A 14,528-nucleotide genomic window follows, 5' to 3' on the forward strand; every position below is an offset into this window, starting at 1 on the left:
GCGTGCCCCCTCGCCCTCGCGGTCAGCTCTGTATGTCCGAGGTGACCCGGAAACAGTCGTACACGCCGTCGGTGGATCTGACGGCGTCGAGAATGTGGCCGAGATGCTTGGCGTCACCCATCTCGAAGGTGAACCGGCTCACCGCGACCTGCTCCCGCGTCGTGGTGACCGACGCGGAGAGGATGTTGACGTGATGGTCCGACAGGACCCGGGTCACGTCGGAGAGCAGCCTGGTCCGGTCCAGCGCCTCGACCTGGATGACGACAAGGAACACGGAACCCGATGACGGCGCCCACTCGACGGCGACCGTCCGGTCGTGCGGGCCGCCGCGCAGGCTGTCGAGGTTGACGCAGTCGGAACGGTGCACCGACACACCCTTCCCCCGGGTGACGAAGCCCGCGATGTCATCGCCGGGCATCGGGGTGCAGCAGCGGGCGAGCTTCACCCAGACGTCCGAGGCGCCCGTGACCAGCACACCCGGATCRCCACCGGCACGGCGCAGGGCCCGGATCGGCAGCTCGGTCTCGGCCGCGTCCTCCTCGGCGCTCTCGGCGCCGCCCAGGCTCTGCAGCAGTCGGTTCACCACCGCCTGCGCGCTGACGTTGTTCTCCCCGACCGCCGCGTACAGGGCCGTGACGTCCGCGTAGCGCATGTCCTTCGCCAGGGTCAGCAGCGCGTCACCGGTCATCAGCCGGGCCAGCGGCAGGCCATGGCGCCGCATCGCCCGGCCGATCGCGTCCCGACCGGCCACGATCGCGTCCTCGCGGCGCTCACGCGCATGCCACTGGCGGATCTTGGTCCGGGCACGCGAGGAGCGGACGAACATCAGCCAGTCCTCGCTGGGGCCGGCGGAATGCGCTCGGGAGGTGAACACCTCCACCACGTCGCCGTTCTCCAGCTCGGTGTCCAGCGCGGCGAGCCGGCCGTTGACCCGGGCCCCGACGCACTGGTTGCCGATGTCGGTGTGCACCGCGTAGGCGAAGTCGACCGGGGTGGAACCCAGCGGCAGCGGGATCACGTCGCCCTTCGGCGTGAAGACGAAGACCTCGTCCGCGGCGCCGTCGAAGCGCAGGCTGTCGAGGAACTCCCCCGGGTCTGCCGTCTCCCGCTGCCAGTCGAGGATCTGGCGCAGCCAGTTCCGCAGGTCGGGGGCGGTGCCACCGGCCGGGCCGCCGGACTTCGCAGCAGCGCGGCGCGAGGAGCCGGACGTCCGCGCGCCCGACCCGTCCTCCTTGTACTTCCAGTGCGCCGCGATGCCGTACTCGGCCCGGTTGTGCATCGAGTGCGTCCGGATCTGCAGCTCGACCGGCTTGCCCTCGGGCCCGATGACCGTCGTGTGCAGCGACTGGTACATGTTGTACTTGGGCATCGCGATGTAGTCCTTGAACCGGCCCGGAATCGGCTTCCAGTTCGCGTGGACGGTGCCCAGCGCCGCGTAGCAGTCCCGGACCGAGTCGACCAGGACGCGGATTCCCACCAGGTCGTAGATGTCCTCGAAGGACCGGCCGCGGACCACCATCTTCTGGTAGATCGAGTAGTAGTGCTTCGGCCGGCCGGTCACCACGGCCTTGATCCGCGCGTCGGCGAGCTGCGCCTGCACGTGCGCGGACGTCTCGGTCAGGTAGACGTCACGGCTGGGCGCCCGGTCGGCGACCAGACGCACGATCTCGTCGTAGCGCTTCGGGAACAGCGCCGCGAACGCCAGGTCCTCCAGCTCCCACTTCAGCGAGTTCATGCCGAGCCGGTGTGCCAGCGGCGCGTAGATCTCCAGCGTCTCGCGCGCCTTGCGCTCCTGCTTGTGCTCGGGCAGGAACCGCAGGGTCCGCATGTTGTGCAGCCGGTCGGCCAGCTTGACCACCAGTGCGCGGGGGTCGCGGGCCATCGCGACCACCATCCGCCGGATGGTCTCCGTCTGCGCGGCCTCACCGACCTTGACCCGGTTCAGCTTGCTGACCGCGTCGACGATCTGCAGCACCTGCGGGCCGAACTCGACCTCGATCGTCTCGGGCGGGAGGTCGGTCTCCTCCAGCGTGTCGTGCAGCAGGGCCGCGCAAAGGGTCGGAATGTCCATGCCGAGGTCGGCGAGAATGCTCGCCACCGCGATCGGATGGGTGATGTACGGGTGCCCGGAGAAACGGACCTGGCCGGCGTGCGCCGCGTCGGCTACCTCGAACGCCCGCTGGACCTGGCCGATCTCCGCCCGCGGATGGTTCGCCAGCAGCCCGCGGAGCACCGGGTCCAGCGAGGACGGCGGCGTCGCCCGGTGCGTGCCGAGCCGGGCGAACCGCCCGCGCACCCGCCGTGGCAGGGGCGGGGACTCGTGCCCGAGCCGGGGCACCACCGGTGACCCGCTCGCGGGGTCGGTGTCGTCCGCCTCGGGCCCGCCGTCAGCCGCCGCAGAGCCGCCTGCCGGCCCACCAGCCGCGAGGTTGGTGGTCGTGGCACCGCCGGCACCACCGGCCGCGACCGTTCCGACAGCCGGAATGCCGGCCGTCAGCTGACCGGAGACCTCGCCTGTGGTGGACCGCCCGCCGACCGCGCCCCCCGCCCCGGCGGTGGGCGGCCTGCCCCCGCCGGGGGCAGGCTGCACCGGCCGCGTCTCCCCGGCGGATGACGCGGCCGTCGGCACAGCTCCGGTGGTCACCGGCGGCGCCTCGGGCACGGGCCGCTCCTGCTCAGCACATGAGCCACGGCACGGATGTGCGAAGGGCTCCTGACGTCGAGGTTAACGCTGTTGCCGCCCGCTGCCTTCCGCAGCCCCGCCGAGTCCACCCCGCGGCCACATGCCGGTCACCGGCGCGGGCCCGTAGCCCGACGCTGGACGCGACCTGGGAGCACCGTGCGTGAGCGGCGTAAGCCACAACCCGGACGAAAGGTCAGAGCTTCATGATCGACGTGACGTCGAGAACACCCGTCCGGTCTCGCCCTGACAGGAAGGTCAGCTCCATCAGGACGGCGAGCCCGAGCACATCCGCCCCGCAGCCACGCAGCAGGTTGTGGGCGGCGACCGCGGTACCGCCGGTGGCGAGCACGTCGTCGATGATCAGGACCCGCTCCCCGGCAGGCACGGCGTCCTCGTGAATCTCCAGGGTGGCCGTGCCGTACTCCAGCGCGTACGACTCGCTCCGGGTAACCCCGGGCAGCTTGCCCTGCTTGCGCACCGGCACCAGGCTCGCCCCGATCCGGTCGGCCACCGGCGCAGCCAGCAGGAACCCACGTGCCTCGACGCCCGCGATGGTGGTGGCCCCCCGTTCCCGGGCCAGGTCCGCGAGGGCGCCGATGATCACCCCGAACGCCGCCGGGGTGGACAGCAGTGGGGTGATGTCCTTGAAGACGACTCCGGGCTTCGGGAAGTCCGGGACGTCACGGACGTGGGCGGCGAGCACTTCCGCGGCCGTGCCCAGCTCCGGCCCGCTGTCGACGCTCGTCATCGTGGTGGCCTCTCCGATCCTCGTTGTCGCCGCCCGTCAGGGCGGCCCTGTCCGCGTCGCTGTGGTGCCGGCTTCGATCTGCTTTACGCCGCCGGACCCCGCCCACCCACAGCGGATCCGGGCCGGATCCCCATCCCGGGGGCACCACCACCGGGTTCTGGCGAGCCACGCGGGACCGGGCCGCGGGGTGGTACGGGTGCTAGCGCGAGCGCTTCTTACCACCGGGGCGCCGCCCTGCGCCGGGTCTGGGCTTCGCGCCACGCTGCCGAGCCGACGAACCGCCGAGCGATCCGGTTCCCCGGCCCGCTCCACCCGCGCTTCCGGCGCCGGCCGCCGCGGGGCGCAACCCGCCCCCGACCCCGACCGCGTCACCGGAGCCCCGCGCCTCCGGATCGTCCGACTGCAAGGCGGCTGCCGTGCCCTCGTCTGGCCGGACCTGCGCCGAGCGGCCGGTCCGGCCGGCTTCCGAACGGGCCCGGCTCGCCCGTGCCCGGGCCACCCGGGCATCGAGCGCGCGCACGTCCGCCTCGTTCCGCTTGAGGTCGACGAGCAGCGGGGTGGCGAAGAACAGCGAGGAGTACGCGCCGGACGCGATACCGACGAACTGGGCGAGCGCGAGGTCCTTCAGCGTGCCCGCACCCAGCAGGCCGGCACCGACGAACAGCAGCGAGGCGACGGGGATCAGCGCGATCAGCGAGGTGTTCAGCGACCGGACCAGTGTTTCGTTCAGCGCGTCGTTCGTCGCCTCCGCGTAGGTCCGCCGGGTCGACGTCGCCATTCCGGCGGTGTTCTCCCGTACTCGGTCGAACACGACCACCGTGTCGTAGAGCGAGAAACCGAGAATGGTCAGGACCGCGATGATCGTGGACGGCRTGACCTCGAACCCGACGAGCGAGTAGATGCCCATGGTGACCACCAGGTCATGGACGAGGGCGGCCATCGCTGCCGCGGCCATCTTCCACTCGAACCGGACCGACAGATAGATCATCACGAGTACCAGGAAGACGATCAGACCCTTGATCGCCTTGTTCGTGATGGTCGACCCCCAGGACGACCCGACCGTCGACACGGCGATGTTCTCGTCCGGGTTCTCGACGTTGAAGGTCTGGGCGAGGGCGTTCTGCACCTGCTCGGTCTGCTGGTCGGACAGCGTCGGTGTCTGCACCCGGAACTGCCCGGACGTCTCCAGCTGCTGGACGACGCTGTCCGCGGGATCGACCCCGTTGTCAGCCAGGACCTGTTCGACCTGCTCGACAGAGCCGCCGTTGGTCGGAAGCTGGAACACCGCCCCGCCGGAGAACTCGATGCCGAGAGTGAAGCCCCGGACAATCATGCTCAGCACACAGATCGCGATCAGTACGCCGGACACGACGTACCAGACGCGCCGGCGGCCGACGAAGTCGACGTGGAACTCGCTGCGGTAGAGACGACCCAGCATCGACATGTCAGTGCTCCCGCCTCTGCCCGGCAGTACGCCGGCCCGATCCCGGCCGCGCCGCCGGYTTCCTCAGCTGGGGCACCGAGCCCGGCGGGCCGGAATCCCCCTCGCCCGGAAGGTCGCCGTCGCCGCCCGGCGCGGTGCCGGCCTCCCCGACGGCAGTCGCCGGCCCCCGCTTCACCAGGCGCGCGGAACGCGCCCCGGTACCGCCAGTCGAAGATGCGGACAGCCCGGAGAACCGACTGGTGCTGAACAGCGGACGGCGCACCAGCACCGTGACGAGGGGGCGGGTGAAGATGAACATGATCAGAACGTCGACGAGAGTCGACAGGCCGAGTGTGAACGCGAAGCCCCGGACCGATCCCACCGACAGGATGTAGAGCACCGCGGCGGCGAGGAACGACACGGTGTCGGCGGACAGCATGGTGCGGCGGGACGCCGGCCAGGCCCGGTCGACGGCGGTGCGGATGCTGCGGCCGGCCCGGACCTCGTCCTTGATCCGTTCGAAGTAGACGACGAACGAGTCCGCCGTGACACCGATCGAGACGATGAGGCCGGCGATACCGGCGAGGGTCAGCGTGAAGCCGATCGCGTCGCCGAGCAGCACGACCGCCGCGTAGTTCAGCGCGGCGCTGGCCGCCAGCGACGTGACCACGACGACGCCGAGTGCCCGGTAGTAGAGAAACGAGTAGATGACCACCAGGCCGAGGCCGATGGCGCCGGCCAGCAGGCCGCCGTGCAGCGACTCCTGGCCCAGCGTCGGGGAGACCGACTCCGCCTGCGAGCGCTCGAAGGCCAGCGGCAGTGCACCGAAGCGCAGCACGTCGGCGAGGTCCTCGGCCTCCGACTGGGTGAAGTCACCCGAGATCTCGGCCGAGCCGGCGATGCGCTCGTTCGTCTGCGGAGCGGACTGGACGACCCCGTCGAGCACGATCGCGACCTGGGTGCCGACGGTCTCTTCGGTGAGCTTGGTGAACTTGCCCTGGCCGGCGCCGGTGAACTCGACGTTGACAGCCCACTCGTTGGTCGTCACGTTCGCCGTGCCTCCGCCTCCGCGCAGGCCGGCCGAGGCGGAGGAGACATCCGTCCCGACCAGGGCGGCGGGCTTCAGCAGGTACTTCGTCGTGCCGTCGCGGTCGCAGGCCGCGATCCAGTCCTCCGGGCGGTCCAGGCTGGCGGTGGAGCTGCGCACCCCGGTGGCCGAGCACGTCAGGTTCGCGTACCGCTCGGCGACGTCGGCGGGTGGGCTGTCCGCGCCGCCCGCGGACGGTGCGGCGGGCGCCGCTGGTGCCGGAGACGCCGGCGCCGCGGGAGCCGTCACGGCGGCGCTCGGGGCCGGAGCGGTACCCGGTGTTGGAGCGGTACCCGGTGCCGCGGTGCCGGACGAGCCGGTTGCCGCCGCGAGCTGGATCCGCGGCCCGCCGTCCGACCCGGATGTGAAGGATGCGGGCTGGGCCGCGAAGCCGGAACCGCTGCCGGGCACGCCGAGTGCGGCCGGCTGCTGGCTGGCGGGCGCCCCGCTCGCCGCCGGAGTCGGTGCCCCGGTCGCCGCCGGAGTCGGAGCCTCGCCGGTCGGTGCGGTGCCCCCCGGAGTGGTCGTCGCCCCCGGGGCCGGGGCCCCTGACGGGGCGGGGGTGGCGCCCGGCGCCGGTGTCGCCGGCGCGGCGGACTGTGCGATGTCCGACCCGGCCACCTCGCGGAAGCGCAGCTCGGCGGTCTGGCCGACGAGCGACACGACGTCGTTGCGCCCGCGGCCCGGGACGGCGATCTCGATGGTGTCGCCCGCGCGGCGCACCTCGGCCTCGGCCACCCCGAGGCCGTCGACCCGCTCGCGGATGACGTCCACGGCCTTGTTGAGAGCGGAGTCGTCGACCGAGCCGCCGGTCACCGACCGGGGCGTCAGAATGACGCTCGTCCCGCCCTGGAGGTCGAGGCCGAGTTTCGGCGTCCAGGTGCTGGTGAGGGCCATGAGGCCGTAGAGGACGGCGAGCAGAGCACCAAGTGCCCCGAGCCGAGCGCCGACGGAGATACCTCCGGAGGCTCGTGCCGAGCGACGTGCCAACGCCAAGTCCTTCCTCACACACCGTCACCGATTCCGGCGGCGCCTACCGATTCCGAACGAGTGTCACCGAGGGTACGTTCCAACAGGCCCGCCGTGACACCACCAGCCGTCGACGGGCGCGTGACGGTCGACGATGGCAGGCACCACGCCCGCACCACAGCATCCGCCGAGCCCCCGAATGCCGTCGCACCGACCGGTGTTCACCCGGCCCGGGGCCCGACCGCCAGCGCCCCGAGGCGGGAGGAGAGGCGGTCCGACGCCCGCCGGATGCTCGGCGCCGGACCTCGATCCGGACCACAGAGAGTTACGAGCACGGCGAGCGCCCAGCGCCCGGACGGCGGTCTAGAGCTCCTTGCGCGGCGGGCTCGAATTCCCGCCCGTGCCTTCGGTGTCACCGTCGGGGCGCGGATCGTCACCGGCGGACCCGGTGGTACCGCCGTCACTCGCCGGACCCGTAGAGCCCGCTGTGCCCGTCGTCCCGGTCTCGTCAGTCGCGTCAGACCCGTCCGCCGCCCTGCTCGCGTCGCCGTGGGTGGTTCCGGCCGGCGCGGCATGGTCGCCGTCCGCGGTGTCGCTCTCACTCTCGGAATCCGGAGTACTGATCACCCGGGCGATGGCGTTGCGGCCGAACCGGCAGACCACATCCGGCGCGATCTCCAGGAGGACGTCGGAGCCGTCCTGCTCGACCACGGTCGCGTACAGACCGGCAGTGGTCACGACGAGCGTGCCGGGCACGATCTGGGAGAGCTGCTGCTGCTGTGCCTTCGCGCGGCGGCGCTGCGTCGAGAAGAAATAAACGATCAACAGCACAATGAGGAGCGGAAAGATCAGCCCACTGATGGAGCTGCCGCCGTCGTTGTCCGCCGCGCTCGTCAAGATCGCGAGTTCCTGCACGTCCTGCCCTCCTGGGTGTCGCGGCTGATCGTACGTATCCGCGTCACAGCCACCGCGGGCAGCCTGCCGGTGTGTTCCCGCGCTGGGTGGGTTCAGGTCGCGCCGGCCCGTGCGCCAGCGCGTCGACGGGCCGGCTCACACCGGCGGCGGCTCCTCGGCGAACAGCACGACCTGAGCCTGTGACCTGCCGAGTGCGTCCGACACCGGCTCCATTCCCAGATGGGTGAACGCCGCCGGGGTGGYCACCCGCCCACGAGCGGTACGCACCAGCAGCCCCGCGCGCAGCAGGAACGGCTCGGACACGTCCTCGACGGTCTCCACCTCCTCCCCGACCGCCACGGCCAGGGTGCCGAGACCGACCGGACCACCGCCGAACCGGCGCACGAGCGCGTCGAGGACCGCGCGGTCGAGCCGGTCCAGGCCGAGCGCATCGACGTCGTAGACGCGCAGCGCGGCCTGGGCGACGTCCCGCGACACGACGCCGTCGGCCCGGACCTCGGCGTAGTCGCGGACCCGGCGCAGGAGCCGGTTGGCGATCCGGGGCGTGCCACGCGAACGGCCCGCCACCTCGACGGCGCCGTCGTCGGTGAGCCGCACGCCGAGCAGCCGTGCCGAGCGCGCCAGCACCAGGGCCAGCTCGTCGGCGTCGTAGAAGTCCATGTGCCCGGTGAAGCCGAAGCGGTCCCGCAGCGGGCCGGTGAGAAGGCCTGACCGGGTGGTGGCACCGACCAGCGTGAACGGGGCCAGGTCCAGCGGGATCGCCGTCGCGCCCGGGCCCTTGCCGAGGACGACGTCCACCCGGAAGTCCTCCATCGCCGCGTAGAGGAGCTCCTCCGCCGGCCGCGCGATGCGGTGGATCTCGTCGAGGAAGAGCACCTCCCCGGGCGTCAGCGCGGTCAGGATCGCGACCAGGTCACCCGCCCGCTCGATCGCCGGGCCGCTGGTCATCCGCAGGGGGACGCCGAGCTCCTCCGCCACGATCATGGCCAGGCTCGTCTTGCCGAGTCCCGGCGGACCGGACAGCAGGACGTGGTCCGGCGGCCGGCCGCGGCCCTGCGCGCCCTCCAGCATGATCGAGAGCTGTTCGCGCACCTTGCGCTGGCCGACGAACTCGTCCAGCGTCCGCGGGCGCAGGCCTGCTTCGAAGGCCCGCTCCTCCGGCGCGGCCGTGGCCGAGATCAGGCCGTCCTCGCTCACGCCACCTCCCGCGACACCGCGCTCGTTCTCCTGCCGTCGCTCTCGCCCCCGGCCGCCGCGCTCACGGCGCTCACCGCGCTCATCGCGGCCGCAGGATCGCCAGGCTCGCGCGCAGCAGGGCGGCCGGGTCGTCAACCGCCGCCCCCGCACCAGCGGCGGTACCGGCGGAGCCGGTCGCCTCATCGGCGGCAGCCGTCCGTCCGCCCGCGGAGTCGCTGTCGGCCTCGCCGGCCACGGCGAGGTCGGCCCGGGCGGCGATGACCGCCTCCTGCGCCTCACGAGCGGTGTAACCGAGGCCGACCAGCGCATCGCGCACCTGCTCACCGCCCGGACCGCCGAGCCGGGCGTCGGACGCCGGCGCCTGGCCGCCCCCGGGCGGCACCGCGCCACGCGCCGACGGAACCGGGAATGCCGGCGGGCCGAGCCGGTCCCGCAGGTCGAGCACGATGCGCTGGGCGCCCTTGCGGCCGATGCCGGGGACCTTGGTCAGCGTGGCCAGGTCCTCCTCCGCGACCGCCCGGCGCACCGTGTCCGGACTGTGCACACCCAGCACGGCCTGCGCGAGCCGCGGCCCGACACCCGCCGCGCCCTGCAGGATCTCGAAGACGTCCCGCTCGTCCGCGTCGGCGAAGCCGTAGAGCGTCAGCTCCGTCTCGCGCACGACGAGGGTCGTAGCCAGCCGTGCCCGCTCCCCGACCCGCAGCCGACCCAGCGTCGAGGGCGTGCACCAGACCAGCACACCGATCCCGCCCACCTCGACGACGGCGGACGCCGGCGACAGCGCCTGCACCGTCCCGCTGACCGAGGCGATCATGACTCTGTCATACCCGTACGCTCCGCGGAGTCATGCCCGTGCTCGCCGTGGGTCCGCGGAGCGCAGCCGGGCGAGTGCCGGCCCGCGCCACAGGTGGCACAGGGCGAGCGCGAGCGCATCCGCGGCGTCGGCCGGGCGCGGCGCCTCYGGAAGATCAAGAAGCCTCGTCACCATGAAGCCCACCTGTGCCTTGTCCGCCCGCCCGCTGCCGGTGACGGCGGCCTTCACCTCGCTGGGCGTGTACAGGCCGATCGGCAGCCCGCGGCGGGCCGCCGCCACAATCGCCACGGCACCGGCCTGGGCCGTACCCATCACCGTACGGACGTTCGCCTGGCTGAACACCTTCTCCACCGCCACGGCATCCGGGCGCAGCCGGTCCAGCCACTCCTCCACGCCCTCGGAGACGGCGCGCAGCCGCTGCGCCACCTCGTCGGACGCCGGAGTGCGCACAACACCGACATCAACCAGATCAGCCCGACGACCCGGGCCACCGTCAACCACGCCGATACCGCAGCGGGTCAGGCCCGGGTCCACCCCGAGAACACGCAACGATGCCTCCCGGCCACGGTCACGAACATTCGTTCGATCCTAGTGGCCGGGGCAACACCGACATCCACGACACGCCGACCGGACGCCCGCGGCGGCCGACCGGACGCCCAAAGCACCCGTACGGGGCAGCACCGAACCGAAGCGCCCTGCCCGGAGGGGGTGCGGCGACATGGGCTCAGCTCGAGACGAGCTCCATGACGTCGTCGGAGATGTCGGCGTTGAACCAGACGTTCTGGACGTCGTCCAGATCCTCCAGCGCCTCGACGAGCTTGAGCACCTTGCGGGCCGGCTCCGCGTCCAGCGGGACGCTCACCGAGGGCAGCCACGACAGGTCGGCGGAGGCGACGGCAAGCCCGGCGTCACCCGCGGCCACCCGGACCGCATGCAGGTCCGTGGCCTCGGAGACCACCTCGAAGGCCTCGCCGACGTCGTTCACCTCCTCGGCACCGGCGTCGAGGACGGCCAGCAGCACGTCGTCCTCACCCAGCTCCGGCGTCTTGTCGATCAGGATGACGCCCTTGCGGTTGAACAGGTACGACACCGAGCCCGGGTCGGCGGGGGTGCCACCGTTGCGGGTGATCGCCACCCGGACGTCGGACGCGGCCCGGTTGCGGTTGTCGGTGAGGCACTCGACGAGGACCGCGACACCGTTCGGCCCGTACGCCTCGTAGGTCACCTCCTCGTAGTTCGCGCCGCCGGCGAGCTCGCCGGAGCCCCGCTTGATCGCCCGGTCGATGTTGTCGTTCGGCACCGACTGGGACTTGGCCTTGGCGATCGCGTCGGCCAGGGTCGGGTTACCGGCCGGGTCGCCGCCGCCGGTCTTCGCCGCCACCTCGACGGTCTTGACCAGCTTGGCGAACAGCTTGCCGCGGCGGGCGTCAACGACCGCCTTCTTGTGCTTGGTGGTCGCCCACTTGGAGTGACCGCTCATGACCTGCCCCTCTTGAGCCCGAGCTCGGATCGCACGATCTGGACGAACAGCCGGTGCACCCGGATGTCTCCCGTCAGTTCAGGGTGGAACGACGTGGCGAGCAGCGGGCCCTGCCGGATCGCGACCGGACGGTCGCCGACCCGCGCCAGTACATCCACTCCGTCCCCCGCCTTTTCTACCCAGGGCGCCCGGATGAAGACAGCGTGCACCGCCGGCCCCTCGACGCCAGCCACCGCCAGGTCCGTCTCGAAGGACTCGACCTGGCGGCCGAACGCGTTGCGGCGAACGACCACATCGAGCCCACCGATCAGCGGCTGGTCAGGACGACCGTCGATCACGTCCCGCGCGAGCAGGATCATGCCGGCGCAGGAACCGAACACCGGCAGACCACCCGCGACCACCGCCCGCAGCGGATCCAGCAGGTCGAACACACGCAGCAGGCGACCGATCGTAGTGGACTCGCCCCCGGGCAGAACCAGGCCGTCCAATGATCCCAGCTCCGCCGCCCGGCGGACCTCGCATGCCTCGGCGCCGGACCCGGTGAGCGCGCGCACGTGCTCACGCACATCGCCCTGCAGCGCCAGGACGCCGATCCGAGGAGAGCTCACCAGCCGCGGTCGGCGAAGCGCGCCTGCGGCGGGAGCTCACCGACGTTGATGCCGACCATCGCCTCCCCCAGGCCGCGGGAGACCTTGGCCAGTACCGCCGGGTCGTTGTACATCGTCGTGGCCTCGACGATGGCCCGGGCCCGCCGCGCCGGGTCCCCGGACTTGAAGATGCCCGAGCCGACGAAGACGCCGTCCGCGCCGAGCTGCATCATCAGTGCCGCGTCCGCCGGGGTGGCGATGCCGCCGGCGGTGAACAGCACGACCGGCAGGCGACCCAGCCGCGCGACCTCGGTGACCAGCTCCACCGGTGCCCGCAGCTCCTTGGCGGCGGCGTACAGCTCCTCGGACGGCAGCGCCGACAGCCGGCCGATCTCCGCCCGGATGGTGCGCATGTGCACCACGGCGTTGGAGACCTCGCCGGTGCCCGCCTCCCCCTTCGAACGGATCATCGCCGCGCCCTCGGAGAGGCGCCGCAGCGCCTCTCCGAGGTTGGTGGCACCACAGACGAAGGGAACCGTGAAGGCCCACTTGTCGATGTGGTGGTGCGGATCCGCCGGGGTGAGCACCTCGGACTCGTCGATGTAGTCGACGCCGAGCTCCTGGATGATCTGCGCCTCGACGAAATGCCCGATCCTGGCCTTGGCCATGACCGGGATCGAGACCGCCTCGATGATCCCCGCGATCATCTCGGGATCGCTCATCCGCGACACGCCGCCCTGCGCGCGGATGTCGGCGGGAACCCGCTCCAGCGCCATGACCGCGACGGCGCCCGCGTCCTCGGCGATGCGCGCCTGCTCGGCGGTGACGACGTCCATGATCACGCCGCCCTTGAGCATCTCCGCCATGCCGCGCTTCACCCTGCCGGTGCCGGCCTGCCGTTCCGCCCCGCCGCCCGGTGCGACGGGGCCGGATGGCGAAGCGCCCGTGGCAGGGGCGGGAGCGGTCGGGCCGTCGGACATCATGTGGTGTCTCTTTCGGGTAGTACGGACAGGTTCTCCGGACAAGGTCCGCGATGGTGCCGGCCGGCGTTCCGACGGACCACCGACGACGTCGGCCCGTGCCCGGAACCGGACCCGCGCGCGGTGGCGGCGGGACCCTGTGGCCGGGGATCGACCGGGTGGCCGGGGATCGACCGGTCTGGCGCCGGGCCGCGCGGGGAGCAGGCTCTCCGGCGGTCGTTCCGGGCCGGACGGACCCGGACGGACATGGATGCCGGTCCATGGTACGGCCGGAACGGGCCTGTCCTACCCCATCATCAGCATCACTGCGATCGCTGCCGACAGTGGCAATCCGCACACCCGCAGGGCAGAGCGGGAATACCGGGCATCCGTGTGCGTCCTGGAGACCAGGCAACCGGCGGCCGGCGCAGTATCCTGCCGTGCCGCGACCCGGAGCACTCCAGGAGAATCATGACAAGCCCCTACGGCCCACCGCCGCCCGGAGCCCAGCCCGGTCCAGGTCACGCGCCATGGGGCGGCGGTGCACCAGGTCCCACCGGGGCAGGTGCGGGCGGGGCGTCGGGCGGGGCCGGCGGCCCGGGTCACTTCGGACCCCCGCCCGGCGGAAGCGGGGGGCCCGGCTGGCCCGCGCCCCCGCCGGGCGCCAGGCAGCCGGCAGGACCGCCCCCCGGCCCGATGCCGGGCTGGCCGCCGCCGGGGCCTCCACCGCCGTCCAACGGCCCCGGTGGGTGGCCGGGGAACGGCGGCCGGCCCGGGCACGTCGGCAGTCCCGGCGCTCCTGGCTGGCCCGCCCCCTCCGCCGGATCGCCACACCCCGGCAGCTGGGCGGGCGCGGGCGGGGGGCCGGCGCCGGGCGGGTGGGCACCCCCCTGCCGCATCTGTGGCGCCGGCCCGGCCGCTCAGGTCACGATCCGCGGCCACCAGTCCTTCCTCGTCTTCATGCGGTTCCTGGCGGAGCGCGGCCCGTTCTGCCGTACCTGCGGCACGGCACTGCTGCGTGCCATGACCTCGCGGACGCTCTGGCAGGGCTGGTGGGGCATCGGCTCCCTGCTCATCACGCCGGTGGTCCTCGGCCTGAACCTCACCTCGCGGTCGAAGATCGCCAAGCTGCCGCCGCCCGGCCCGCCCCGGGCCCCGCGGCCGCCGGAGCAGCGCCCGCTGACGCGTCGGCCGGAAGTGCTCGGCCTGCTCGTCCCGCTCGCCGTCGTGGGGGTCCTCATCGCGGCGGTCGCGGTGAGCCAGCCGGGCGCCGGCCAGGCCGGATCCGGAGACTGCGTCCGGCGGGACGGGGACGACATCGCGGTCGTCGAGTGTGCGTCACCGGACGCCCAGTACGTCGTCCTGACCCGGATTGACGGCAGGTCCGACGCTCTGTGTGACCTCTGGGCGCGGACCACCGCCAGTTACACGCAGACCGGCCCCGGAACGGACTTCGTCCTGTGCCTCGGCCCGGTGCCAGGCACCCGTGGGGAGGTGCCCGCGGGCCCCGGCCAGGACGGACCGCCCGGCGACGACGGAGGCCGGCCCGGTGGCGGCGTCACCCGCAACGCCAGCATCACCGCTGAGCCCTGACCCCTCGCCCCTGACCACCGATCCTGACCTGGGCAGCTCCCTCCCGGTCGGCCGGCTGGGCGGCTGAGCGTGG

The 14,528-nt window shown here is 72.7% G+C and carries 12 protein-coding genes; 1 reads left to right on the forward strand and 11 read right to left on the reverse strand.

Annotated features, from left to right (window positions below; translation table 11 throughout):
- Positions 1–22: 22 nt before the first annotated feature.
- The 11 genes from CC117_RS06280 to pdxS form a co-directional block, all read right to left on the reverse strand.
- Positions 23–2,662 carry a RelA/SpoT family protein gene (locus tag CC117_RS06280; RefSeq protein WP_071082794.1) on the reverse strand — a complete coding sequence of 880 codons (2,640 nt, stop codon included), beginning with the start codon at positions 2,660–2,662 and terminating at the stop codon, positions 23–25.
- Positions 2,663–2,876: 214 nt separating this feature from the next.
- Complete coding sequence (locus CC117_RS06285; protein ID WP_071082795.1) at positions 2,877–3,431, reverse strand: adenine phosphoribosyltransferase; 555 nt, start codon at positions 3,429–3,431, stop codon at positions 2,877–2,879.
- A 199-nt stretch (positions 3,432–3,630) separates the two neighbouring features.
- Entirely contained in the window at positions 3,631–4,875 is a 1,245-nt protein-coding gene (secF, locus tag CC117_RS06290; RefSeq protein ID WP_071082796.1) for a protein translocase subunit SecF, read from the reverse strand.
- A gap of 1 nt (position 4,876) precedes the next feature.
- On the reverse strand, positions 4,877–6,931 hold the full coding sequence (gene secD / locus CC117_RS06295; RefSeq protein ID WP_071082797.1) for a protein translocase subunit SecD: 2,055 nt from the start codon (positions 6,929–6,931) through the stop codon (positions 4,877–4,879).
- A 342-nt stretch (positions 6,932–7,273) separates the two neighbouring features.
- On the reverse strand, positions 7,274–7,825 hold the full coding sequence (gene yajC, locus CC117_RS06300; RefSeq protein WP_071082798.1) for a preprotein translocase subunit YajC: 552 nt from the start codon (positions 7,823–7,825) through the stop codon (positions 7,274–7,276).
- 135 nt (positions 7,826–7,960) lie between these two features.
- Entirely contained in the window at positions 7,961–9,022 is a 1,062-nt protein-coding gene (gene ruvB / locus CC117_RS06305; protein ID WP_071082799.1) for a Holliday junction branch migration DNA helicase RuvB, read from the reverse strand.
- A gap of 79 nt (positions 9,023–9,101) precedes the next feature.
- A complete protein-coding gene (gene ruvA / locus CC117_RS06310) occupies positions 9,102–9,836 on the reverse strand; it encodes a Holliday junction branch migration protein RuvA (protein ID WP_071082800.1) in 735 nt (244 codons plus the stop codon).
- A gap of 30 nt (positions 9,837–9,866) precedes the next feature.
- Positions 9,867–10,385: a crossover junction endodeoxyribonuclease RuvC gene (gene ruvC / locus CC117_RS06315; protein WP_026310593.1), complete on the reverse strand. Its 519-nt coding sequence runs from the start codon at positions 10,383–10,385 to the stop codon at positions 9,867–9,869.
- Between the two features lie 175 nt (positions 10,386–10,560).
- Entirely contained in the window at positions 10,561–11,316 is a 756-nt protein-coding gene (locus CC117_RS06320; RefSeq protein WP_071082801.1) for a YebC/PmpR family DNA-binding transcriptional regulator, read from the reverse strand.
- On the reverse strand, positions 11,313–11,924 hold the full coding sequence (gene pdxT / locus CC117_RS06325) for a pyridoxal 5'-phosphate synthase glutaminase subunit PdxT (RefSeq protein WP_071082802.1): 612 nt from the start codon (positions 11,922–11,924) through the stop codon (positions 11,313–11,315). The genes CC117_RS06320 and pdxT overlap by 4 nt, the downstream gene beginning before the upstream one ends.
- Entirely contained in the window at positions 11,921–12,883 is a 963-nt protein-coding gene (gene pdxS, locus CC117_RS06330; protein WP_071082870.1) for a pyridoxal 5'-phosphate synthase lyase subunit PdxS, read from the reverse strand. Before pdxS ends, pdxT begins: the two co-directional genes overlap by 4 nt.
- 939 nt (positions 12,884–13,822) lie before the next feature.
- Between pdxS and CC117_RS06335 the strand changes: the two genes are divergently transcribed.
- Positions 13,823–14,455, forward strand: a complete 633-nt coding sequence (locus CC117_RS06335) for an LppU/SCO3897 family protein (protein ID WP_071082803.1) — start codon at positions 13,823–13,825, stop codon at positions 14,453–14,455.
- The last annotated feature ends 73 nt before the right edge of the window (positions 14,456–14,528 follow it).

It is taken from the genome of Parafrankia colletiae (assembly GCF_001854655.1).
In the GTDB taxonomy this organism is placed as follows: Bacteria; Actinomycetota; Actinomycetes; order Frankiales; family Frankiaceae; genus Parafrankia; species Parafrankia colletiae.

Bases quoted from the DNA above. Each gene is read 5' to 3' on its own strand.
- CC117_RS06285 (WP_071082795.1), bottom strand. From the start codon at position 3,431: ATGACGAGCGTCGACAGCGGGCCGGAGCTGGGCACGGCCGCGGAAGTG.
- ruvA (WP_071082800.1), bottom strand. From the start codon at position 9,836: ATGATCGCCTCGGTCAGCGGGACGGTGCAGGCGCTGTCGCCGGCGTCC.
- CC117_RS06320 (WP_071082801.1), bottom strand. From the start codon at position 11,316: ATGAGCGGTCACTCCAAGTGGGCGACCACCAAGCACAAGAAGGCGGTC.
- pdxS (WP_071082870.1), bottom strand. From the start codon at position 12,883: ATGTCCGACGGCCCGACCGCTCCCGCCCCTGCCACGGGCGCTTCGCCA.
- CC117_RS06335 (WP_071082803.1), top strand. From the start codon at position 13,823: ATGCGGTTCCTGGCGGAGCGCGGCCCGTTCTGCCGTACCTGCGGCACG.